We start from the raw sequence: 23,619 nt of genomic DNA on the forward strand, positions 1-23,619 counted from the left end.
ATGAAAATCCTGGTAGTCGGCTCTGGCGGCCGTGAACATGCACTGGCCTGGAAACTGGCCCAATCCGAACGTATTCAAATGGTGTACGTCGCCCCGGGCAATGGCGGCACGGCGCGCGACATCCGCCTCGTCAATGTCGAACTGACCGATCCGGAGCAGCTGGCCGAATTCGTCCAGCGCGAGGGCATCGCCCTGACCGTGGTCGGTCCCGAGACGCCGCTGGCGGCCGGCATCGTCAACCTGTTCCGCGGCCGCGGCCTGAAGGTTTTCGGCCCCACCAGGGAAGCGGCGCAGCTGGAAAGCTCGAAGGACTTCGCCAAGGCCTTCATGCAGCGCCACGGGATTCCGACTGCGACCTACCAGACGTTTTCGGACGTGGCTCAGGCGCACGCCTACATCGACGCCAACGGCGCGCCGATCGTCATCAAGGCCGACGGCCTGGCGGCCGGCAAAGGCGTGGTTGTCGCGATGACGCTGGAAGAAGCGCACCAGGCGGTCGACCATATGCTGGCCGATAATCGTTTCGGCGACGCCGGCGCGCGCATCGTGATCGAAGAGTTTTTGGCGGGCGAGGAAGCGAGCTTCATCGTCATGTGCGACGGCAAGAACATCCTGCCGCTGGCGACCAGCCAGGATCACAAGCGCCTCAAGGATGCCGATGAAGGTCCGAACACGGGCGGCATGGGCGCGTATTCGCCGGCGCCGATCGTCACGCCGGCCATGCATGCGCGCGTGATGCGCGAGATTATCAACCCGACCATCAACGGCATGGCCAAGGACGGCATTCCGTTCACCGGCTTTTTGTACGCGGGCTTGATGATCGACGATAAAGGCAATCCGAAGACGCTGGAATTCAACTGCCGCATGGGCGACCCGGAGACGCAACCGATCATGGCGCGCCTCAAGAGCGACCTGGTGACGGTGATGGAGCATGCGGTCAACGGCACGCTCGACACGGTCGAACTGGAATGGGACCGCCGCACGGCGGTGGGCGTGGTGATGGCCGCCGCCGGCTATCCGGACGATCCGCGCAAGGGCGATGTGATCGACGGTATTCCAGCAGAGACGCCGGAATGCGTGACCTTCCATGCGGGTACGCAGCAGGCCGGCGGCAAGCTGGTGACCAGCGGCGGCCGCGTGCTGTGCGTGGTCGGCCTGGGCGATAGCGTGAAGATGGCGCAGAAGCAGGCTTACGAGACGGTCGACAATATCCACTTCAACGGCGCGCAGTTCCGCCGTGATATCGGGTGGCGGGGGTTGAAGCACTAGTCCCCACGTCGTTCCCGCCGAGTGCCGCCTTGGCGCGGGAACGACGGTGCATTAGCTGCGCATATCATAAAATGCGCGGACGGTGTACAATTCGTCCTCAATTTTTATTCCCCCGATCCCGCTCCCCGATGTCATCCCCTTCCCCTGCGGCCGTCAAGGCCTGGCTACTCGACCTGCAAGCGCGCATCGTGCAAGCGCTCGAAGACGCCGACGGCAAGCCCTTCCTGCGTGAAGAGTGGGAACGTCCCGAGGGCGGCGGCGGCATCTCGCGCCTGATCGAGGAAGGCAATGTGCTGGAACGCGGCGGCGTCAATTTCTCGCACGTGATGGGCGCCAACCTGCCGCCATCGGCCGCGGCCTCGCGTCCCGAACTGGCCGGCCGCGCCTGGGAAGCGATGGGCGTGTCGCTGGTGCTCCATCCGCGCAATCCGTACGCGCCCACGGTCCACATGAACGTGCGCTTCTTCACCGCCACCGCACCGGGCATCGATCCGGTATGGTGGTTCGGCGGCGGCATGGACCTGACGCCCTACTACGGCGACGAAGCCGATACGCGTCACTTCCACCAGAGCTGCCACGATGCGCTCGCGCCTTTCGGTAGCACGCTGCACGCGCGCTTCAAGCGCTGGTGCGACGATTACTTTTACCTGAAACACCGCAAGGAGCCGCGCGGCGTGGGCGGGATCTTCTTCGACGACTTCAACGAAGCCGGTTTCGACCTGTCGTACGCGATGACGCAAAGCGTGGGCGATTCCTTCGTCAAGGCTTACCTGCCGATCCTGATGGCCCGCAAGGACACGCCGTACGGCGAGCGCGAACGCGACTTCCAGGCCTACCGGCGCGGCCGCTACGTGGAATTCAACCTGGTGTGGGACCGCGGCACCCTGTTCGGCCTGCAGTCGGGCGGGCGCACCGAAGCGATCCTGATGTCGATGCCGCCGATCGTCAAGTGGCGCTACGACTGGCATCCGGAAGCCGGCAGCGCTGAAGCGGCGCTGTACAGCGACTTCCTGGTCCATCGCGACTGGCTTCTTACGTGACCTTGTGCGTCGCGCTGCTGGGAGGCAGTTTCGACCCGGTCCATAACGGTCATGTGGCGCTGGCCACCTTGTTTGCCACCCTGCTCGAACCGGACCAGTTGCGCATCCTGCCGGCCGGCAGTCCGTGGCAGAAGAGCCGCTTGCAGGCCAGCGACGCCGAGCGCGTCGCCATGCTGCGCCTGGCCTTTGCGGGCGCAGCGCGCCCGGTCGCGCTGGACCTGCAGGAAATCGAACGCGGCACGCCGACCTACACCATCGACACCTTGCGCAGCGTGCGTGCCGAACTGGGGCCGCAGGCATCGATCGTCTTCCTGATGGGGTCCGACCAGTTGCAGCAGCTCGACAGCTGGCGCGAATGGCGCGCGCTGTTCGAGCTGGCCCATATCGGCGTGGCTGCGCGCCCTGGATTTTCGATGGCCGATGCGGCATTGCCGGCGGCCGTCGCCAAAGAACTCACCCAGCGCCGGGGCAACCTGGCGCAATTGCGTAATACCCCGTCCGGCAGGGCTTACCTGGCCGAGACGCTGGATGTGGACATCTCCGCCACCCAGATTCGTGCGGCATTACAACGGGGCGAGAAGGCAAACTCGCTTATCTCCCCGGTAGTGCTAGACTATATTCAACAACATAATTTATACGAAATCTAATGGATATTAAAAAACTGCAGACCCTCGTCGTCGACGCCCTCGAAGATGTGAAGGGCCAGGACATTACCGTGTTCGATACCGTTCACCTGACCAGCCTTTTTGACCGCATCGCCGTCGTTTCCGGCACCTCCAACCGTCAGACCAAGGCGCTTGCCGCCTCCGTGCGCGACAAGGTCAAGGCAGCCGGCGGCGACGTGATCGGCATCGAAGGCGAAGACACCGGCGAATGGGTCCTGGTCGATCTGGGCGACATGATCGTCCACATCATGCAGCCGGCGATCCGCCAGTACTACCGTCTCGAAGAGATCTGGGGCGACAAGCCTGTGAAGCTCGGCGCGGCCAAGCGCAAGGGCACCGTGGAAGCGGCTGAAGCGGCCGAAACCAAGCCAAAGTCGAAGCACCTCGCCTCGACCCAGGCGGCGCCTGAAGTCAAGCCGGTCAACGAGCGCAAACCAGCAGCCAAAAAAGCCGCTGCCGCCAAGACCCCTGCCGCCGCCAAAAAAGCGCCGGCCAAAAAAGCCGCGTCGAAAGCTGTCGGCAAAGTGGTCAAGGTCGCCGCGACCAAGACCGAAGAAGCCGCCGTCAAGGCCCTCAAGGCACTGCCGCCGAAACGCGCAGCCGCCGCTGCAACCAAGGTGGCAAAAGCGCCAAAAGTGGCAGCCGACGCCGTGCCGGTCAAAAAAGTCATCAAGCGCGTCGCCAAAAAAGACGCAGAGTAAGCGCCGATGCAGCTCATTATCGCTGCGGTCGGCCACAAGATGCCCGGTTGGATCGAGACCGGCTTTTCCGAGTACACGAAGCGCATGCCTCCTGAATTGCGCATCGTGCTCAAGGAAATCAAGCCGGTCGAACGCTCCGGCAGCAAGACGGCGGCTACCGCCATGGCGCTCGAACGCGAGCGCATCGAAGCGGTCCTGCCCAAGAGCGCACGCATCATCGCGCTCGATGAACGCGGCAAGGACCTGACCAGCGTGGGCCTGTCCCAGCAGCTGATGCAGTGGCAGCAGGACGGACGCGACACCGTCTTCCTGATCGGCGGGGCCGACGGCCTCGATCCCGAGCTCAAGGCGCGCGCCGAGGGGCTGATTCGTATTTCCAGTATGACGCTCCCGCACGGCATCGTGCGTGTTATGCTTGCCGAGCAGTTGTATAGGGCGTGGTCGATCACGCAGAATCACCCTTATCATCGCGTTTGAGAAACCGGGAATCCGATGAAACCGATCGACAGAAAAATCTATCTTGCATCCAAAAGCCCGCGCCGGCGGGAATTGCTGCGCCAGATCGGCGTGGAGTTCGAGCTGCTCACCTTGCGCAACGATACCCCGCGCGGTCCGGACGTGACCGAACTGGTGCACCCGGGCGAAGCGGCCAACGACTACGTGGCGCGCGTGGCCAACGAAAAAGCGGCCTTCGGCTGGAACATGGTGCAGCAGCGCCGCCTGACCCTGCGTCCGGTGCTGGCGGCCGACACCACCGTCACCATCGATGGCCATATCCTCGGCAAACCCGCTTCGCCCGCCGAGGCGATGGAAATGCTCGAACGCCTGTCCGGCCGCACGCACCAGGTGATGACCGCGATCGCGGTCCATCACACCGACATGCAGCGCCAGATCACCCAGGTGTCGCAGGTGCGCTTCGCCAGGCTGTCACCGGCGTCGATCAAGGCTTACTGCTCCACTCCCGAACCCTACGACAAGGCGGGCGGCTACGGCCTGCAAGGCATGGCCGCACTGTTCGTCGAACATATCGAAGGCAGCCACTCGGGCATCGTCGGACTGCCCCTGTTCGAAACCGCGCAACTGCTGCGCGAAGCGGGCATTCCGCTGCCCTGATGCGTTTTACGCGCGCAGCGGCCCCGCCCCCGGCCTCGTCCCTCACACTATCATCTGCACGGCGGCCCTGAACAATGAACGAAGATATCCTGATCAACATCACTCCGCAGGAGACGCGCGTGGCGCTCATCCTGCAAGGCGCCGTGCAGGAGCTGCACATCGAGCGCACGCTCACGCGCGGCCTGGCCGGTAACGTCTACTCGGGCAAGGTGGTGCGCGTGCTGCCGGGGATGCAGTCGGCCTTTATCGACATCGGCCTCGAACGCGCGGCCTTCCTGCACGTGGCCGACATCTGGGAAGCGCGCACGCATGAAGGCCCGAGCGTGGCGCCGACCCCGATCGAAAAGATCCTGTTCGACGGCCAGGTGCTGACGGTACAGGTGATCAAGGACCCGATCGGCACCAAGGGTGCGCGCCTGTCGACCCAGATTTCGATCGCCGGGCGCATGCTGGTGTACCTGCCGCAGGACAGCCATATCGGCATCTCGCAGAAGATCGAGAAGGAATCCGAACGCGAACTGCTGCGCACGCGCCTTCACAGCCTGCTGCCGGCCGAGGAAAAAGGCGGCTACATCGTGCGCACCATGGCCGAGGAAGCATCCGACAGCGACCTGGCGGCCGACGTGGACTATCTGCGCAAGACCTGGGGCGCGATCTGCCACGGCGCGCGCACCCGTCCCGCCACCAGCCTGCTGTACCAGGACCTGAGCCTGGCCCAGCGCGTGCTGCGCGACTTCGTGCACGACGAGACGGCCACCATCCAGGTCGACTCGCGCGAAAACCACGCCATGCTGGTCGAATTTGCCAAAGCCTACACGCCGACGGTGCTCACGCGCTTGCAGCACTACACGGGCGAGCGCCCGCTGTTCGACCTGTATGGCGTGGAAGAAGAAATCCTGCGCGCGCTGGGACGGCGGGTGGACCTGAAATCGGGCGGCTACCTGATCGTCGACCAGACCGAGGCGATGACGACCATCGACGTGAACACGGGCGGCTTCGTGGGCGGGCGCAATTTTGCCGATACCATCTTCAAGACCAACCTGGAAGCGGCGCATGCGATCGCGCGCCAGCTGCGGCTGCGCAACCTGGGCGGCATCATCATCCTCGACTTCATCGACATGGACAACAACGAGCATCGCCATGCGGTGCTGCAGGAGTTGAAAAAGACGCTCTCGCGCGACCGCACCAAGGTGTCGGTGTCGAGCTTTTCGGCGCTGGGACTGGTGGAGATGACGAGGAAGCGCACGCGCGAATCGCTCGCTCACATCCTGTGCGAACCCTGCCCGGCCTGCGCCGGCAAGGGCCAGGTGAAAACCAGCCGCACCATCTGCTACGAGATCCTGCGGGAGCTGATGCGCGAAGCGAAGCAGTTCAATCCGCGCGAATTCCGCATCCTCGCTTCGCAGGAAGTGGTGGACCTGTTCCTGGAAGAGGAATCGCAGCACCTGGCGATGCTGGGGGACTTCATCGGCAAGCAGATTTCGCTGCAAGTGGAGACGGCGTATCACCAGGAACAGTACGACGTCATTTTGATGTAGCCACTGCCTCGCCGCCATCGTTGCATGCCACCCTCGCAAAATTGCAATATTTGCAATGTGGATGAGATTGCATGATCAGGCGCGCTTTCAACATTCTCGCTGGGTAAATTATTCCGCAGTAAATCTGACGTGTTGCGTATATGCTACCAAGCGCACAAGTCCGCCTGCTACGATCCGCTGACACGTGGCCTTCACGTGGCTGGCCGGGTGCCTGGTTCGCCCCGGGAGTTTGTTCTATCCTCAGCGGAGGTAGCCATGTTCTTCAGATTGATTGGCGCGGCGGCACTCGCATGTTGCGCTGCAACAGCGCAAGCGGTACCGAGCAAGTTCACGTTCAGCTATACGGGGTTTTTCGATAAGGAAGCCGACCGTTTCGATCCGGCGGCGGTGATTGCGGGGAGTTTTATTGCGGACGACCTGAATCGGGACGGCTTGTTCGCAGCCAACGAACTCATTTCCTTCAAGTACAACGATTCCAACGATTACATCGGTTGCGGCGTGGGCGACCAGTATTTCTGGCACTGCACGATCGAACGGTTCGGCTACCGGATCGGCGGTCCGCTGAAGTTTTTTACCACCTGGTCCACCGCGGACGTCGGCTACCGGATCAACAGCTCGACTATTACCGGCGAAGAATACGTCTACAATTACCGCAGCGCAAACCACTCCCAGACGCACAGCTTGCTGTGGACCGGCCAGACCGCGCTCGTGGTCAGCGCGCTCAATCCGGTGCCGGAACCGTCCTCCCTGGCCCTGGTGGCGCTCGGTGCGGCCGGCGTAGGTGCGGCCGGCCTTGGCGCGGTGCGCCGCCGCAAGCGCGCAGCCTGAAGCGCTTGATGGCCTGGGCCCGGGGCCGGGTCAGCTTTCGACGTCGACCGACTGCACCGTGCCATCTTCCGCAAACTTGACCGCGACCACATAGTTGGTCAAGTCCTCGCCGAAGGTGAAGTCGAACATGGCGAACGAGCCATCGGACTCGTCGGGCATGGGGTGCAGGCCGATATGGCTCAGGTGTAGCGTGGCCAGCATGCGCTCCTCGACCGGCAGCGCGGCATCGGTGCCGTCGATCAGCGCGGCCAGTTCCTCGGGCGAGAACTCGGACAGGTGATGGTCGATGTAGGTGTCCCTGACCTCGCCGCCGGCATGGAAGTCGGCGATGCAGGCGGCATGGGCGCGCGCGATCTTGCTGTCGAGCTCCTCCATGAAGCGCGCGACCCGGTCGAGCACGGACGGGTCGAGGTCCTTGACCGCGGAAAACTCGGTGATCCCATCCTCGCCCTCGAATGCATTGAAGAAAGCGAGCGACAGGTCAATCTCCCGGCCATCGACCAGATACGTCGCTTCGTTGTATTCGTTCGGCAAGGCCAGGTTGATGGCGCCGAAATAGGGGATGATTTTTTCCATTTTGAATCTTCACATTGACCAGAACTGGCTATTTTATCAGCCGGGTCGATGGCGGGCGCAAAGCGGCCGCCCTGCGCCCACGCGTCAGGCCTGCCACACGCCGTAGCCAGCCTCGCGCAATCCGATGCCCAGTTCGACTTCCATGTCGGCCGCACCCGCGTAGGGCATCGGGTTGTAGACCGCGTACAGCTCGGGCAGCAGGCGCAGGCCGTACTTTTGCACGAATTTGTTGGCCTGGATGCCCGCCTTGTGCTTGTCGAAGCGCAGGTCCACGCTCAATCCCGTCATGCCCACGTACACGCACGGCTTGCCGCTCACGTAATCCGGGTTCGACCTTTTAAAACGCGGCTCGTACAGCACATCCTTCGACAGCTCGATCACGTACACATTGTGGTGGTAGCGCCGGCCCATCGCGGCTGGCTCAGGGCGGCGTGGCGGCGCGGCCCAGCGCTGCGATATCGGCACTCTCCAGCACCCGCTTGCGCGCGCCGTTGCGCACCACGGCCAGCATGGCTTGTCCCACCTGGCGCGTGGTCAGCACGTGCTTGGGCATGGCCGCGCGCAGCAGTGGCAGCACGGGCTTCATCAGCGAATAGAAAATGCGGTAAGCGGTGGTCTTGGACTTGATGCCGTCGAGCGGCTGGATCATCCCCGGGCGGAAGATGTAGACGCCGCGAAACGGCAGCGCCAGCAGCGCGTTCTCGGTGCGGCCGCGCACGCGCTCCCACATGGTGGCGCTGGTTTCGCTGCTGTCGGCACCGGCCCCGGACACGTACGCGAACACCATGCGCGGATTGAGCGCCGCCAGCGTCTTTGCCGCCGCCAGGGTCATGTCGTAGGTAAGGCGCGTGTAGTCAGGCTCGCTCACGCGCGAGGACGTCACGCCCACGCAGAAAAAACAGGCGTCGAAGTCGTCCAGCTGCGCCGTCACGCTGGCGTAGTTGAACAGGTCGGCATGCACCATATCGCGCAGCCTGGGATGGCGCTGTCCGGTCGGCGTGCGCCCGATGGCCTGCACCAGTTCCACATCGGCGCCCTGCAAGCATTCACGCAACACGCCCTGCCCGACCATGCCGGTGGCGCCAAATAACAGAACTTTCACGTCGTCTTTCTCCTCCTGCGCAAGGGCGCTATCTTACGCCTTTCCGCTACCTTTGCGCCGACGGGAAAAACAGCTGCTGGCCGCCCGGCCTGAAGCCGGCAATCCTGGCCTGCCCTTCGGCCGACGTGATCCAGTCGACCAGCTGGCGCGCTCCCTGGTCGTTTATGCCCGGATGGCGCGCCGGATTGACCGCGATGATCCCGTACGGATTGAACATCCTCGGGTCGCCCTGCACCAGGATCGCCAGCCCGGTCTTGTCCTTGTAGGTGGCGAAGGTGGCGCGGTCGCTCAGCGTGCAGGCTTGCAGCTCGGCCGCCATGGTCAGCACCTCGCCCATGCCCAGCCCGGCCGACTGGTAGCGCGCGGGCGGCGGCTGCACGCCGGCGGCCTTCCAGTAGCTCTTTTCCATCTGGTCGGTACCGGAGTTGTCGCCGCGCGAAACGAAGCGCACCTCGCTGGCGGCCAGCTTGCGCAGGGCGGCGATGATGTCGGTGCCGCCTTTGATTCCCGCACGGTCCGATGGCGGGCAGGCCAGCACAAAATCGTTGTACATCACGTCGCGCCGGCCGATGCCATGGCCCTCGGCCACGAAGCGGTCCTCGGCGGCGCGCGCGTGCACCAGGGTGACGTCGACATCGCCATTCTTCGCCAGTTCCAGCGCCTTGCCGCTGCCGACCGCAATCACCTGCACTTTGAGGCCCGCCCTGGCCTCGAATGCCGGCAGCAGCCAGGCCAGCAGGCCGGAATTGTCGGTGCTGGTGGTGGTGGACAGCCGCAGCACCTGTTCGCCGGCCTGGGCCAGCGGGGAAGCGATGCAGAGCCAGAGGGCCAATGCGGTATATCTGATCATTTGTATTCGAGCTTTCCATCACGTAGTTTAAGGCGCTGTACGCCGGGCATGCCGATCAGGTCGCGGTCGTGGCAAGCCATCACCACCGTGCTGCCGGCCGCGATCAGCTCTGGAATGAGCGCGATCACCTGTTCGCGCGCGGCGCCATCGAGGTTGGCGGTCGGTTCGTCGAGCAGCAGCAGCGCCGGGCGCAGTACCCAGGCGCGCGCCAGTGCCACGCGCTGCACCTCGCCGCCCGACAGGCGGGCCGGATCGCTGTCACGCAGATGTTCGACGCCGGCCCATGCCATGGCCTGCGCCACCGCCTGCGCCGCCTGCGCCTTGCCGACGCCGCGCGCATGCAGGCCGTAGCCGATGTTGGCCGCCACGCTGGTCGAAAACATCACCGGATGCTGGTGCACATACACGATCGCTGCGCGCAGCGAGCGCGGATACGGCGACCAGGCCGTCGCCTTCCCTTGCCACGTCACGCCGGACGCCTGGCCCGCTTCAAGTCCCGCCAGTATGCGCAGCAGGCTGCTCTTGCCGGCGCCGTTGATCCCGGTGAGCACGTAGGCGCGGCCGGTGTCGAGCGCAAAAGCGTCAAGCTCGAACAGCACGCGCGCGCCGTGCGCCTTGCGCAGTTTGTCGATGCGCAGCAAGCTCATTGGCGGGCTCCGGCGGCGCGCGTATCGCCCTGCAACAGCATCAGCGCGCCATTCATGGCCAGCGCCAGCGCCACCAGCACGATGCCGAGCGCGATCCCCTGCGCGAACTCGCCCTTGCTCGTTTCGAGCGCGATGGCGGTGGTGATGGTGCGCGTTTCGCCGGCGATATTCCCGCCGACCATGAGCGCACAGCCCACCTCGGAGATTACGCGACCGAAACCGCTGATCACCGCCGCCATGACGCCAAAGCGCACTTCGTGCAGCACCGTGAGCATGGTGCGCCAGCGCGACGCGCCCAGGGCGACGGCGGTTTCGGCGTAGCGCGGGTCAAGCGCCTGCACCGCCGCCAGGGTGAACGCCACCAGCACCGGCGCGGCGATGATGCACTGGCCGAGCACAATGCCCGGCTGCGAAAACAGCCAGTGCAGCGATCCCCACGGGCCGTGGCGCGACAGCAGCAAATACAGCAGCAGGCCAATCAGGACCGTCGGCAGCGACAAGCTGGCCTGCACCAGCCAGATGGCGACGCGGCGCCCCGGGAAGCGGTAGCTGGCAATCGCATACCCGAGCAGCACCGCCGGCGGCGCCGCCAGCAGCAAGCCAAGCACGCTGGTCTTGAGCGAAATCCACACGATCCCCCACAGCGCCGGGTCGCCCGACAGCAGCAGCGCGAAAGCGGCGTACGTGGCCTGCGGCAGCGACATCAGGCTGGCAGCGGCTCGAAGTCGAGACGGCCATGGCCGGTCAGCAGCAGGAAGTGCTTGCCGCTGCAACGCGCCAGCAGGGACATGCCGATCTTGTCGGCCACCATGTGGCCCATCTGCGTGGTGCCGGAGCGCGACAGCAGGAAGGGAATGCCCATCTGCGCCCCCTTGATCACCATTTCGGACGTCAGGCGGCCGGTCGTGTAGAACACCTTGTCGCCGCCGGCCACGCCGTCAAGCCACATGCGCCCGGCGATGGCGTCGACCGCGTTGTGGCGCCCCACGTCCTCCACGAAATACAGCAGCTCGCCCGCGTTCGAGAACAGCGCGCAGCCATGCACCGAGCCGGCCTGCTTGTAGATCGATTGCTGCGTGCGGATGGTGTCGACGATGCGGTACACGGTCGATTGCGCAATGCGCGCATCCGGCGGCAGCACAATCTGGTCGATATCGTCCATCAGTCCACCGAAGACCGAACCCTGGCCGCAGCCGGTGGTGACCACTTTTTTCGAGGTGCGCGCTTCCACGTCGGCGATGCCGCCGCGCGTGACCACCGCCACCGCGTCGACCGACCAGTCGACCTGCACCGAGACGATATCGGCGACCGATGTCACCAGGCGCTGGTTGCGCAGGTAACCCAGCGTGAGCGCTTCCGGCGCGCTGCCCAGGGTCATCAAGGTGACCAGCTCGCGCTTGTCCACATACACCGTCAGCGGCCGCTCGGCCGGGATGGCAATGGTGGAGCGGCGGCCGCGTTCATCGAGCACCTCGACCTCATGGGTCAAGGCCGTGCGGGCGTCGCTCAGTTGCGGCAGCATCATGGAGTGCTCATCCCGGCCAGCACCTGGCCGCCGCCGAAACTGCCCTGCTGCTCCACCACCCCACCAAGCGCCACGCGGATAGCGCAGTATTTGAACTCCGGGATCTTGCCGAACGGGTCGAGCGCAGCGTTGGTGAGGCGGTTGATGGCCGCTTCGTAATAGCAGAACGGTACAAAGATCGCGCCGCGCGGCGAGCTGTCGTCGGCGCGCGCGTACAGGGCCACTTCGCCACGGCGCGAGGCGATGGTCACCACGTCGCCCGGTTTGCCGCCCAGCGCCGCCAGGTCGAGCGGGTGCACCAGCGCCACCGGATCGGGTTCGATCGCGTCCAGCACCGCCGTGCGGCGCGTCATGCTGCCGGTGTGCCAGTGTTCGAGCTGGCGGCCGGTGATGAGCACCATCGGATACGCGGCATCGGGGCGCTCGTCGGCCGGGATGATATCGGCCGGGACGAAACGCGCGCGTCCGGACTCGCGCGGGAACTGCTCGGTGAAGACCACCGGCTGGCCCGGATCGCCCTCTTTCGTGCACGGGTAGGTGACGGCGTGTTCGCGTTCCAGCCTGTCCCAGGTAATGCCGCCGATGCTCGGCATGATGCGGCGCATCTCGTCGAATACTTCCGACACATGGCCGTACTGCCAGTCCAGGCCCAGGCGCGCGGCCATCTGCTGGATAATCCACAGATCCTGCCTGGCCTGGCCCGGCGGATCGATGGCCTGGCGCCCGATCTGCACCAGGCGGTCGGTGTTGGTGAAGCTGCCCGTCTTTTCGGGAAAGGCGCTGGCCGGCAGGATCACGTCGGCCAGGTAGGCGGTTTCGGTCAGGAAGATATCCTGCACCACCAGGTGATCGAGCGCGGCGAGCGACGCGCGCGCATGGTTGGCGTCGGGGTCGGACATGGCCGGGTTCTCGCCCATGATGTACATGCCGCGAACCTCGCCGCGCGGAATGGCGTGCATGATCTCGACCACGGTCAGGCCGGGCGTGGAATCGAGCGGCATGCCCCAGGCTTTCTCGAACTTCGCCAGGGCTGCCGGATTGTCGACGCGCTGGTAATCGGGGAACATCATCGGGATCAGCCCCGCGTCGGACGCGCCCTGCACGTTGTTCTGGCCGCGCAGCGGATGCAGGCCGGTGCCGGGGCGGCCGATCTGGCCGGTCATCAGCGCCAGCGCGATCAGGCAGCGCGCATTGTCGGTGCCGTGGATATGCTGCGAAATGCCCATTCCCCACAAGATCATCGACGCCTTCGAGGTCGCGTACAGGCGCGCCACGTAGCGGATGGTGTCGGCGTCGACGCCGCAGATCGGCGCCATCAGCTCCGGGCTGTAGCCGGCCACGTTCTGTTCCAGCTCCGCGTAGCCGATGGTGCGGCTGGCGATGAAGTCCTGGTCGACCAGGCCTTCGGCCACGATCACGTGCATCATCGCGTTGAGCAGGGCCACGTCGGTATCGGGCTTGAACTGCAGGTAGCGGTGCGCGCTGCGCGCCAGGTCCGAGCGGCGCGGGTCGCACACCACCAGTTTGGTGCCGTTCCTGATGGCGTTCTTGATCCAGGTGGCCGCCACCGGATGGTTGACGGTCGGGTTGGCGCCGATGACGATCACCACCTCGGCCAGGGTCACGTCCATCACCGGGTTCGATACCGCACCCGAGCCGATCCCTTCCAGCAGCGCCGCCACCGAGGAGGCGTGGCACAGGCGCGTGCAGTGGTCGACGTTGTTGCTGCCAAAGCCGGTACGCACCAGCTTCTGGAACAGGTAGGCTTCTTCGTTGCTGCCCTTGGCAGAGCCGAAGCCGGCCAGCGCGCGCTTGCCGTAGGTGTCGCGGATGCGCGCCAGCGCACCGCCAGCGGCATCGAGCGCTTCTTCCCACGTCGCTTCGCGGAAGACGTCAAGCACGCGCGCCGGGTCCATGGTGAATTCGCCGCTCTTGGGCGCATCAAGGCGGCGGATCAGCGGCACCGTCAGGCGGTGCGGATGGTGCGCGTAGTCGAAGCCGTAGCGGCCCTTGACGCACAGGCGTTCGCGGTTGGCCGGGCCGTCGCGCCCTTCCACGAACAGGATCTTGTTGTCCTTGATGTTGTAGGTCAGCTGGCAGCCCACCCCGCAGTAGGGGCAGACCGAATCGACCTGTTTGTCCGGCACGGCCAGGGCAGCGTCGCGCGCCGGCATCAGAGCCCCGGTCGGACAAGCCTGCACGCATTCGCCGCAGCCGACGCAGGTGGAGTCGCCCATCGGGTCGTCCATGTCGAACACGATTTTGACATGATCGCCGCGCATGGCCAGGCCGATCACGTCGTTGACCTGCTCGTCGCGGCAGGCGCGCACGCAGCGCGTGCACTGGATGCAGGCGTCGAGATTGACGGTGATGGCGGCGTGCGAGGCGTCGCGGGCGGGCTGGCTGCGCGCAGCGAAGCGCGGCTGGCCGAGGGCCAGCTTGCGGGCCCAGAAGTCGACTTCGTTGTGGCGCGTGTAGGCCCGCTCGGGCATGTCGGACTGCAGCAGTTCGAGCACCATTTTTTGCGCGGCCACGGCGCGCGCACTGGAGGTAGCGACTTTCATGCCGGCGGCCGGATGGCGGCAGCAGGATGGCGCCAGTACCCGTTCGCCCTCGATCTCCACCATGCACGCGCGGCAGTTGCCGGCCGTGTCTATGCCGGGTTTGTAGCACAGGCGCGGAATCTCGATGCCTTCGCGCGCGGCCACCTCGATCAGGGTTTCGTGGGCGAAGGCGGTTACCTGCCGGCCGTTGATTTCCAGCTCCACCGGCGCGCCCTGCAAGGCCGCCTGCTTGATCCTGCTGATCGCATTCATGGCTTCACCAGTTCATGTGAAAAGTATTTGACGACGCAGTCGAAGGGATTCGGCGCGGCCTGTCCCAGGCCGCAGATCGAGGCGTCGCGCATCACCTGCGACAGCTCGGCCAGCAGCGGCGTGTCCCATTGCGGCTGCTCGATCAGCGCCAGCGCCTTGGCGGTGCCGACCCGGCACGGCGTGCACTGCCCGCACGATTCATCCTTGAAGAAGCGCAGCGTGTTGCGCGCCGCCGCGACCGCCGAATCCTGGTCCGACAGCACCACCACGGCGGCCGAGCCGATGAAGCAGCCGTACGGCTGCAAGGTGTCGAAGTCGAGCGGGATCGCGTTCAGCGATGCCGGCAGGATGCCGCCCGATGCGCCGCCCGGCAGGTAAGCGTAAAACTGGTGGCCGGGCGCCATGCCGCCGCAGTATTCGTCGATCAATTCCTGCACGGTGATGCCGGCTGGCGCCAGTTTCACGCCCGGCTCGCGTACCCGGCCCGAGACCGAAAACGAGCGCAGGCCCTTGCGGCCGTGGCGTCCCTGGCCGCTGAACCAGTCCGCGCCCTGCTCGACGATGGCGCGCACCCAGTGCAGGGTCTCGAAATTGTGCTGCAGGGTGGGCAAGCCGAACAGGCCGACCTGGGCCACGTACGGCGGACGCAGGCGCGGCATGCCGCGCTTGCCTTCGATCGATTCGATCATCGCCGATTCTTCGCCGCAGATGTAAGCACCGGCGCCCCGCCGCAGGATGAACGTGGGCATGGACTGGAACGGCGGATCGGCGCGCAGGCGCGCCAGTTCGGCTTCGAGCATCGCGCGGCAGCCGTGGTATTCGTCGCGCAGGTAGATATAGATGGTGTCGACGCCGGCCACCCAGGCCGCCACCAGCGCGCCTTCGAGGAAGCGGTGCGGATCGCGTTCGAGGTAGTAGCGGTCCTTGAAGGTGCCCGGTTCGCCCTCGTCGATATTGATCGCCATCAGGCGCGGGCCGGCTTCGGCGCGCACGATGCGCCATTTGCGCCCGGTCGGGAAACCGGCGCCGCCAAGGCCGCGCAGGCTCGATGTTTCCATGGTCGCAATCAGCGCTTCGGCGTCGCGCCGGCCGTCGTGGCATGCGCGCGCCAGCACGTAGCCGCCGGCGGCGCGGTAGCTGTCGTAATCGATGTAGCCGGTAAGCGCGTGCGTGGTATCGCCGTGCGCCACCGCCGCTGCCACCGTGTCGCAGCTGGCATGCGCCAGCGGGTGCTGGCCGACGACGGCTGCCGGGGCTTGTTCGCAGCGGCCGATGCAGGGTGCGGCAAGCACGCGCACGTCGCTGCCCAGGATGGCGGGCAAGCGCTCGAGCAGCTCGCGCGCGCCGGCCATCTCGCACGACAGGCCGTCGCACACGCGCACCGTCAACGCCGGCGGCGCGCTCTCGCCCTCGCGCACGACGTCGAAGTGGTGATAGAAGGTGGCGACCTCGTAGACCTCGGCCTGGGCCAGCTTCATTTCCTGCGCCAGCGCCGCCAGATGGGCGTGCGACAGGCAGCCGAAGGCATCCTGGATTTTGTGCAGGTGCTCGATGAGCAGGTCGCGCTGGCGCGATTGCTCGCCCAGCAGTGCCTGCACTTCCAGCAGTGCCTGCGGGTCGACGCGGCGGCCCTTGGGCGCCTGGCGCTTGCGCTGGCGGGTGCTGCCCTGCGCCACGATCGGAATGACGGGATGATTCATCAATTAACCTTGTCAAAAACGGCGTCGCGCCATGATTTTACTCCCACGGCGCGCTCTCGCGGCGCGGACGCCGCCATGGATTTACATCTGGCGCAGCTCGTTCCAGACCATGGCCGGTTCAAGCTTTTCCATGCAGTCGTGGTGGCCCAGCGGGCATTCGCGCTGGCGGCAGGGCGCACAGGCCAGCCGCAGCGAGAGCGAGCGCGCGATGTCGGAAAATGGCGGTGCATGGTCGGGGTCGGTCGGGCCGTACAGTGCAATCACCGGCCGGTTCAGCGCCGAAGCAATGTGCAGCAGGCCGGAATCGTTGGCGACCACCGCACCCGCGCCGGCGATGAACGCAATCGCCTCCATCAGCGAGGTGGCGCCGGCGACATTGTGGATGCCGTCGGTCCCGGTCAGGGCGGTAATCTCGGCGCAGGCCTCGCGGTCCTTGGGGGAACCGAGCAAGGCGATGTGTGCGGACCGATCCTGTTGGCGGATCGATTGCGCCAGCGCGGCGAAGTGGCGTGCCGGCCAGCGCTTGGCGGCGCCGAATTCGGCGCCCGGGGCAAACACCACCAGGCGCCCCGCTCCATCCATGCCGTGGCGCGCGCGCACCTCAAGCACCTGCTCCGGCGCCACCCGCATTGCCGGACGCGGCACGTCGGCGCGCAGCGCGGCGCCCGGCGCGCCGGCCAGGGCGGCGTAGAACGGCACCATCGCCCGCTTGGGCGTGTCGTCGTGATGCACGACGTTGAGCAGTCCGTAACGCATCTCGCCCTTGTAGCCAACCCGGCGCGCAATCCCGGCCAGCCACGGGATCAGCGCGTACTTGATCGTGTTGGGCAGCACGTAGGCGTCGACGTAGCCGCGCGCGCGCAGCACCCTGGCGTAGCGCCAGCGCTCGCGCAATTGCAGCGCGCCGTGGCGGAACGGGGTTTCGAGCACGCTGTCGACCTCCAGCATGGCGCGCCAGGCCGGCGCCACCGAGGGCGGCGCCAGCACGTCGATCGGGCGCTCCGGGTGCTGCTGCTTGAGCAGTTGCAGCAGCGGCTGGGCCATGACCGCGTCGCCGATCCAGTTGGGCGAGATGACCAGCGTGCGCCCGCCGCTCATGCTTCGGCCTTGTTGGCGAACTGCAGGCGGTACAGATTGGCGTACATGCCGTCCCGCGCCAGCAGTTCGTCGTGGCGGCCCGCTTCGACAATCCGTCCCTCGTGGAGCACCACGATGCGGTCGGCCCGTTCGATGGTCGAGAGGCGGTGCGCGATGACGAGCGTGGTACGCCCGGCCATCAAGGTGTCGAGCGCACCCTGCACCGCGCGTTCCGATTCGTTGTCGAGGGCGGAAGTGGCTTCGTCCAGGATCAGGATCGGCGCGTCCTTGTAGATGGCGCGCGCAATCGCCACGCGCTGGCGCTGGCCGCCCGACAGGCGCATGCCGTTTTCACCGATCGGGGTATCCACGCCTTGCGGCAGGGCTGCCACCACCTCGTCCAGGTGGGCCGCCTTGATGGCCGCGGCCAGGCGCGCCGGGTCGACCCGTTCGGCGCCGTAAGCGATGTTGGCGCCCAGGGTGTCGTCGAACAGCACCACGTTCTGGCTGACCATGGCCAGCTGCGCGCGCAGGCTTTGCAGGGTGATGTCTTCATACGGCACGCCGTCGAGCAGGATGCGTCCCTGCTGCGGCGAATAGAAGCGCGTGACCAGGTTCACGAAGGTCGACTTGCCGCCGCCCGACATGCCCACCAGCGCCACGGTCTGCCCGGGCGGCACCTCGAGCGTGACGCCGTCAAGCGCCAGCGGGTCGTTGTCGCTGTAGCGGAATTGCACGTCCTGGAGCTGCAAATGGCCGCGCGCGCGTTCGACGACAACCGTGCCCGGGTCGGCTTCGACCGGGGTGTCGATCATGGCGAACACGGTTTCGGCGGCCGCCATGCCGCGCTGCAGCGGGCCGTTCACGCCGACCAGGGACTTGAGCGGCGCGAGCAGCATCAGCATCATGGTGATGAAGCTGATGAATTCTCCCTGGGTCATCCCGGAGCTCATGGCGATGACGATCACCACCGACACCGCCAGCGCGGTGGCGCTCTGGGTGATCGGCACGGTGGCGGCGCTGGCCACCGTGATGCGCTGCGAGAAGCCGAGCAGCGCGGTGCTGCGCTGCTCGAAGCGTTCGCGCTCGTAACGCTCGCCGGCGAACACACGGATCACCTGGTGCCCGCGCGCCGCTTCCTCGACCACCTGGGTCATTTCGACGGTGACGCGCTGGTTGTCGCGGCTCAGGCGGCGCATGCGCTTGGCCGTGGTGCGCACAATGCCGGCGGTGACCGGCATGACCACCAGGGCGATCAGGGTCAGCTTCCAGTTGGTCCACATCAGCATCACCAGCAGGCCGACGATGACGAGCGAGTCGCGCACGTAGGCGACGAACACGGAGTTGATCATGTCGACCACCTGGCGCACGTCGGCGATGACGACGTTGATGATCTTGCCGGTCGATTCTTCGTGAAAGCGCGCCACGGGCAGGCGCAGCAAGCGGTCGAACACCATGCGCCGCAGGTCGTTGAGAACGCGGCTGATCACCCAGTTGTTCAGGTAAGCGGTGGAAAAGGTGAAGATGCCGCGCCCGACGAAAATCGACAGCAGCACCAGCGGAACCAGCCACAGGGAAAAGGCGACCCGGTGCGGGCCGAAGCCTTTGTCGATCAGCAGTTGCATCGCGTAGCCGAGCGCCGGCTCGGTGACGGCGGTGCCGGCCATGGCCAGCAGCGACATCAGCGCGCGCGCGCGGTAAGGCTTGACGATAGCCAGCAGGCGCCGGACTATGACACTATTTTCCATCGTTTTCTTTCGCGTTCAGGCTTCAAGCCATGTGCGGTTGCGGCATGCCGCCATTGCAAGGCGCGGCCGGTACCGGAGGCTCGACATTCTCGCACAGGCGGTCCGGGTGCGGCCACAACAACATCGCGCAGAGGAAGTAAATACAGACGCAGCGCCGCGCCTGCCGCCAGCCGCAGACGGTACTGTAAAATGGCGAACAAATTTCAGGGGCGGGCGCCGCAAGGCGCGTGTGCCCGGTATCGCCACGCTCCCGGCGCGGCATGCACGACCCAGGTCGCTTTACAAGGCTATTGCTACGATGCAAGATTTTCCCGAATCTCCGATTTCCCGGCTCGAGCGCGCGGTCCAGTACCTGCTCCTGCTCGCGCTGTTCTGTGTGCCTTTCTCCACCTGGCTGACCAATGTCTTCGCCGGCATGTGCTTGCTGTGCTTCATCGGCGCGCTGGCCACCAGCGCGCCGATGCGGGCCGCCGCGCGCACCCCGCCGGCGCTGCTGGCCATCGGTTTGCTGGCGCTGCTGGCGCTCGGCGCGAGCTGGTCGATCGGACAGCACGGCGACATTGTCTCGGCGCTGAAAAAATATTCGCGCCTGCTGGTGCTGCCGGTGGCGGTGGCCACCAGCATGCGCGACCGCGCCATGCCGGCACGCGCGCTGGCCGCCTTCCTCGGCGGCGCGGCGGTGCTGGCCACCTCGAACTACCTGGTCTGGCACGACCTGATGCCCAGTTCCAGCCTTGGCTGGTGGCGTATCGGCGACGCCAAGGATGCGTTCTCGTTCAAGAATCACATCACGATCGGCATCCTGCTCAGTTTTGCCACCGTGGTCAGCGCGCTGGGCGCGACCTACGTGCAGGGCGCGCGCGCGCGCGTGGCGTGCCTGGTGGCCGGGGTGCTGTTCAGCGTACCGATCATCTTCCTGAACCAGGGCCGTACCGGTTACGTCACCCTGTTCGTGGGCATGGTGGTGCTGTTCCTGCTGCGCGTGCGCTTCACGGTGCTGCGCACGATTTTCGGGGTGGGCGCCATCGTGCTGCTATTCGTCGGCTTTTACGCCATCTCGAACAACTTCAAGGCGCGCACCGATGACCTGATCACCGAGGTGCGCACCGACCAGAAACGCTCGCCCAACGGCCTGCGCATGAGTTACCTGCGCGCCGGCCTGGGTGTGGTCGCCGCCAATCCGATCATGGGCCTGGGCACCGGCTCGTTCGCCGAAGTGTATGCGCCGACCGCGCGCCGCGACTGGCCGGAGGACAAGCTGGCCGAAACGCGCCACCAGCCGCACAGCGAATTCCTGCTGATCGCCGCCCAGCTTGGCCTGACCGGACTGCTGCTGTATTTCGCCATGCTGGGCAGCCTGCTGCGCCCCGCCCTGGCCGCGCGCTCCTTCCATGCCGATGCGCTGGTGCTGCTGTGGGCCATCTACGTGGTCAGTTCCTCGTTCAACAGCCTGCTGTGGGACGTGACGGAAGCGTACTGGTTCCTGCTGCTGGCCGGCTCCCTGTATGTGAGCGCACGCTTTTCGCGGCAGGCGCCCCAGCCGGCGGCGCGAGCATGACGATGCGCCAGGACGCGCTCATTTCCGTCATCATCGCCACCTACAACCGGCCGGACGCGCTGGAAGCGGTGGTCGAGGCCTGCTTCGCGCAGAGCGACCGCCATTTCGAGATCGTCATTGCCGACGATGGCTCGGGCGAGCCGACCCGGGCCTGCGTCGCGCGCCTGCAACAGCGCGCACCGGTGCCGCTGCGCCATGCGTGGCAGCCGGACCAGGGCTTTCGCCTGGCGCTGGCGCGCAACCAGGGCATCCTGGCCTCGCGCGGCGAGTACATCCTGCTGCTCGATGGCGACTGCATTCCGCAGCGCGACTTCATTGCGCGCCACCGCGCGCTGGCGCAAGCGGGCTGCATGGTCACCGGCAGCCGCATCCTGCTCGACGAAGCGTTCACGCAGCGCGTGCTGGCCGAGCGGCGCGACCTGCACGCGCTCGGGCTGGGCGACAAGCTGGCGCTGCGCGCGCGTGGCCATATCAACAAGATGCTGCAACTGCTGTTCAAATTGCCGGACCTGGGCCGGGTGCAAAAGCGCTTCAGCTGGCGCCGCATCAAGGGCTGCAACATGGCGGCCTGGCGCGCCGATATCGAGACGGTCAACGGCTTCGACGAGAGCTTCGAGGGCTGGGGACACGAGGATGCCGACTTCGTGGTGCGCCTGTTTAACGCCGGGGTCAAGCGCAAGGATGGCGCTTTTGCCACGGAAGTGTTTCATCTCTGGCACCGCGAGAACGCGCGCGACGAAGCGTCGAGCAACCGCGCGCTGGTGCGCCGGCGCGCCGACGAACGCACCGTGCGCGCCGCGCGCGGGCTGGCCTGAGCCCGGATCGCCGGCCCGGCGCGCAATACGCTGGACTGGCCATGGCGGGCACGTATAATACGTTCGTAATTACCCCTGCCGCCGCCGGCAGTCAACGCCGATTTACCGGGAAATCATCGTGCCACGCCCTACCACCATCTCACTGATCGTCAGCACCTACAACCGGCCCGACGCGCTGGAAGCGGTGCTGCGCGCCTGCCTGGCGCAGGATGATGACGATTTTGAAATCATCGTCACCGACGATGGTTCGGGCGAGGCCACGCGTCACTGCATCGAACGGATCGCGGCCGGCACCCGGCGCCGCCTGATCCATGTGTGGCAGCCGGACGATGGTTTCCGCCTGTCGCGCGCGCGCAACCAGGGCGTGCTGGCGGCGCGCGGCGATTATGTCGTGTTCCTCGATGGCGACTGCGTGCCGCGCAAGGATTTCGTGTCGAGCCACCGGCGCCTGGCGCAGCCGGGCTGCATGATCACCGGCAGCCGCGTGCTGCTGTGTCCCGACTTTACCCGCGCCACCCTGGCCGAACAGCGCGACCTGCACGAGTCGGGCCTGGACGTCTGGTGGCGCGCCTGGCGCGCCGGGAATATCCAGAAGATCCTGCAACTGGCGATCCGCCTGCCCGACCTGGGACGGGTGCGCAGCGGCTTCACGATGCGCCGCATAAAGGGCTGCAACATGAGCGCCTGGCGCAGCGACATCGAGCGCGTGAACGGCTTCGACGAATCATTCTGCGGCTGGGGCCACGAAGATGCCGATTTCGTGGTGCGCCTGTTTAACGCCGGCGTGCGGCGCAAGGATGGCGCGTTCGCGACCGAGGTGTTCCACCTGTGGCACAAGGAGCGCGAACGCGACCAGTCGGACCATCACGACCGGCTGGTCCACGCGTGCCAGGTCAACAAGACCATTCGCGCGCCGGTCGGGCTGACGCGCTAGCACCCTCGCCCATGACTCCGCACGCCCCCGCGCAGCAGCCACTGCTGAGCATCATCATCCCCGCCTACAATGTGCAGCATTACATCGGGCAGTGCCTCGATTCGGTGCTGGACCAGATGGGCAGCGGCCATGAACTGATCGTCATCGATGACGGCTCTTCCGACGCCACCCTGGCGCGCATCCGCGCGCTGCTGGCCGCGCGTCCCGGGATCGCCTCGCAGGTGCTGGCGCAGGACAACCAGGGCATCGCGGTGGCGCGCAATAACGGCCTGGCCGCCGCGCGCGGCGACTACATCGTGTTCGTCGACAGCGACGACCGGCTGCTGGCCGGCTCGCTGGCGGCGCTCGAACACACCATCGCGCAATACCATCCGGACGTCATCGCCTGCGATTTCCGGGTGTGGTTTCCGGACCAGGAAGCCAAGTCGCACCGGGTCGGCATGCGCTATCCGCCCGGGCTGCTGCGCGACCAGGCCACCATCCTCAATACCTTCTTTGCCGACCGCCAGATGTATGTGTGGGCGAATGTGTTCAGGCGCGCCATCTACCAGCAGCTGGAGGTGCCGGTTTTTCCTCCCGGCCGCGTGTTCGAGGACATGTCGACCCTGCCGCGCCTGCTCAGCCAGTGCGCCAGCATGGTGTACCTGCCGCATGCGCTCATCGATTACCGCCAGCATGCGGCCAGCATCACCAAGCTCATTTCCGAAAAGTGGTGCATGGACCTGGCGGGGGCGCTGTCGGTGGCGCGCAAGCACCTGGACCTGCGCGGGGTGGCGCAGTCGGTCAAGACCCACTTCGATATCGCGGCCACATATTTGTATATCGGCGTGGTCAAGGATTCGTATGAACTGCCGCGCGCGGTCGGGCGCCGTGTGCGCGCGCGCATCAAGCCGATCTTCGTCGACAGCCTGTATGGCGATTGCGCCAGCATGCTGGCGGCGGTGCAAGGGGGGCAGACCGTGTCGTACGACAGGAACCACGATGCGCGCACGATCCGCCAGGTGCAACGCGCGCTGGCGGGCAGCCTGGTGTTCCGGGTCCGGCAAACGGCCAGCCGCAAGATCAAGCTGTGGAAGCGGCTGCGCCGCCACCGCAAGCTGTTGCTGGGCGCTTAGCT

The 23,619-nt window shown here is 66.0% G+C and carries 23 protein-coding genes; 12 read left to right on the forward strand and 11 right to left on the reverse strand.

Annotated elements, in window-relative coordinates:
• The 8 genes from purD to PO883_RS13210 all read left to right on the forward strand — a co-directional run bounded on the left by purD (position 1) and on the right by PO883_RS13210 (position 7,154).
• On the forward strand, positions 1-1,269 hold the full coding sequence (gene purD, locus PO883_RS13175; RefSeq protein ID WP_167085781.1) for a phosphoribosylamine--glycine ligase: 1,269 nt from the start codon (positions 1-3) through the stop codon (positions 1,267-1,269).
• Positions 1,270-1,397: 128 nt separating this feature from the next.
• Complete coding sequence (gene hemF, locus PO883_RS13180; RefSeq protein ID WP_289310172.1) at positions 1,398-2,309, forward strand: oxygen-dependent coproporphyrinogen oxidase; 912 nt, start codon at positions 1,398-1,400, stop codon at positions 2,307-2,309.
• Positions 2,306-2,956, forward strand: coding sequence for a nicotinate-nucleotide adenylyltransferase (locus tag PO883_RS13185; RefSeq protein WP_289310173.1), 651 nt, complete (start codon positions 2,306-2,308; stop codon positions 2,954-2,956). The genes hemF and PO883_RS13185 overlap by 4 nt, the downstream gene beginning before the upstream one ends.
• Positions 2,956-3,675 carry a ribosome silencing factor gene (rsfS, locus tag PO883_RS13190; RefSeq protein WP_289310174.1) on the forward strand — a complete coding sequence of 240 codons (720 nt, stop codon included), beginning with the start codon at positions 2,956-2,958 and terminating at the stop codon, positions 3,673-3,675. Before PO883_RS13185 ends, rsfS begins: the two co-directional genes overlap by 1 nt.
• Before the next feature lie 6 nt (positions 3,676-3,681).
• Positions 3,682-4,152, forward strand: a complete 471-nt coding sequence (gene rlmH, locus PO883_RS13195) for a 23S rRNA (pseudouridine(1915)-N(3))-methyltransferase RlmH (RefSeq protein WP_289310175.1) — start codon at positions 3,682-3,684, stop codon at positions 4,150-4,152.
• 15 nt (positions 4,153-4,167) lie between these two features.
• Entirely contained in the window at positions 4,168-4,788 is a 621-nt protein-coding gene (locus PO883_RS13200) for a nucleoside triphosphate pyrophosphatase (RefSeq protein ID WP_289310176.1), read from the forward strand.
• Positions 4,789-4,862: 74 nt separating this feature from the next.
• On the forward strand, positions 4,863-6,326 hold the full coding sequence (gene rng / locus PO883_RS13205) for a ribonuclease G (protein ID WP_167085775.1): 1,464 nt from the start codon (positions 4,863-4,865) through the stop codon (positions 6,324-6,326).
• 255 nt (positions 6,327-6,581) lie between these two features.
• A complete protein-coding gene (locus PO883_RS13210; RefSeq protein WP_289310177.1) occupies positions 6,582-7,154 on the forward strand; it encodes a PEP-CTERM sorting domain-containing protein in 573 nt (190 codons plus the stop codon).
• Between the two features lie 30 nt (positions 7,155-7,184).
• Here PO883_RS13210 and PO883_RS13215 read toward each other — a convergent pair whose 3' ends face one another.
• The 11 genes from PO883_RS13215 to msbA all read right to left on the reverse strand — a co-directional run bounded on the left by PO883_RS13215 (position 7,185) and on the right by msbA (position 19,195).
• On the reverse strand, positions 7,185-7,730 hold the full coding sequence (locus PO883_RS13215; RefSeq protein WP_289310178.1) for a DUF2004 domain-containing protein: 546 nt from the start codon (positions 7,728-7,730) through the stop codon (positions 7,185-7,187).
• 84 nt (positions 7,731-7,814) lie between these two features.
• A complete protein-coding gene (locus PO883_RS13220; RefSeq protein ID WP_289310179.1) occupies positions 7,815-8,141 on the reverse strand; it encodes a hypothetical protein in 327 nt (108 codons plus the stop codon).
• Between the two features lie 10 nt (positions 8,142-8,151).
• A complete protein-coding gene (locus tag PO883_RS13225) occupies positions 8,152-8,832 on the reverse strand; it encodes an NAD-dependent epimerase/dehydratase family protein (RefSeq protein WP_289310180.1) in 681 nt (226 codons plus the stop codon).
• Positions 8,833-8,878: 46 nt separating this feature from the next.
• Complete coding sequence (locus PO883_RS13230; RefSeq protein WP_289310181.1) at positions 8,879-9,682, reverse strand: substrate-binding domain-containing protein; 804 nt, start codon at positions 9,680-9,682, stop codon at positions 8,879-8,881.
• Positions 9,679-10,329, reverse strand: coding sequence for an energy-coupling factor ABC transporter ATP-binding protein (locus PO883_RS13235; RefSeq protein ID WP_289310182.1), 651 nt, complete (start codon positions 10,327-10,329; stop codon positions 9,679-9,681). Before PO883_RS13235 ends, PO883_RS13230 begins: the two co-directional genes overlap by 4 nt.
• Complete coding sequence (locus tag PO883_RS13240; protein ID WP_289310183.1) at positions 10,326-11,033, reverse strand: ABC transporter permease; 708 nt, start codon at positions 11,031-11,033, stop codon at positions 10,326-10,328. Before PO883_RS13240 ends, PO883_RS13235 begins: the two co-directional genes overlap by 4 nt.
• Positions 11,033-11,854: a formate dehydrogenase accessory sulfurtransferase FdhD gene (locus tag PO883_RS13245; protein ID WP_289310184.1), complete on the reverse strand. Its 822-nt coding sequence runs from the start codon at positions 11,852-11,854 to the stop codon at positions 11,033-11,035. Before PO883_RS13245 ends, PO883_RS13240 begins: the two co-directional genes overlap by 1 nt.
• On the reverse strand, positions 11,851-14,670 hold the full coding sequence (fdhF, locus tag PO883_RS13250; RefSeq protein ID WP_289310185.1) for a formate dehydrogenase subunit alpha: 2,820 nt from the start codon (positions 14,668-14,670) through the stop codon (positions 11,851-11,853). The genes PO883_RS13245 and fdhF overlap by 4 nt, the downstream gene beginning before the upstream one ends.
• A complete protein-coding gene (locus PO883_RS13255; protein WP_289310186.1) occupies positions 14,667-16,370 on the reverse strand; it encodes an NAD(P)H-dependent oxidoreductase subunit E in 1,704 nt (567 codons plus the stop codon). The genes fdhF and PO883_RS13255 overlap by 4 nt, the downstream gene beginning before the upstream one ends.
• An 81-nt stretch (positions 16,371-16,451) precedes the next feature.
• Complete coding sequence (gene waaF / locus PO883_RS13260; RefSeq protein ID WP_289310187.1) at positions 16,452-17,468, reverse strand: lipopolysaccharide heptosyltransferase II; 1,017 nt, start codon at positions 17,466-17,468, stop codon at positions 16,452-16,454.
• Positions 17,465-19,195, reverse strand: a complete 1,731-nt coding sequence (gene msbA / locus PO883_RS13265) for a lipid A export permease/ATP-binding protein MsbA (protein WP_289310188.1) — start codon at positions 19,193-19,195, stop codon at positions 17,465-17,467. The genes waaF and msbA overlap by 4 nt, the downstream gene beginning before the upstream one ends.
• Positions 19,196-19,493: 298 nt before the next feature.
• Between msbA and PO883_RS13270 the strand changes: the two genes are divergently transcribed.
• The 4 genes from PO883_RS13270 (at position 19,494) to PO883_RS13285 (ending at position 23,617) form a co-directional block, all read left to right on the forward strand.
• Positions 19,494-20,753 (forward strand): O-antigen ligase, encoded by a 1,260-nt coding sequence (locus PO883_RS13270; RefSeq protein WP_289310189.1) that lies wholly within the window; start codon positions 19,494-19,496, stop codon positions 20,751-20,753.
• Positions 20,750-21,568, forward strand: coding sequence for a glycosyltransferase family 2 protein (locus tag PO883_RS13275; protein WP_308605892.1), 819 nt, complete (start codon positions 20,750-20,752; stop codon positions 21,566-21,568). Before PO883_RS13270 ends, PO883_RS13275 begins: the two co-directional genes overlap by 4 nt.
• A gap of 118 nt (positions 21,569-21,686) precedes the next feature.
• Positions 21,687-22,502 (forward strand): glycosyltransferase family 2 protein, encoded by an 816-nt coding sequence (locus PO883_RS13280; protein WP_289310190.1) that lies wholly within the window; start codon positions 21,687-21,689, stop codon positions 22,500-22,502.
• Positions 22,503-22,513: 11 nt separating this feature from the next.
• The gene (locus PO883_RS13285) at positions 22,514-23,617 is read left to right on the forward strand and encodes a glycosyltransferase family A protein (protein WP_289310191.1); all 1,104 of its coding nucleotides are present in this window, start codon (positions 22,514-22,516) and stop codon (positions 23,615-23,617) included.
• Positions 23,618-23,619: the final 2 nt, after the last annotated feature.

The sequence above is a fragment of the Massilia sp. DJPM01 genome (assembly GCF_030348125.1).
Taxonomy (GTDB): Bacteria; Pseudomonadota; Gammaproteobacteria; order Burkholderiales; family Burkholderiaceae_D; genus Telluria_A; species Telluria_A frigida.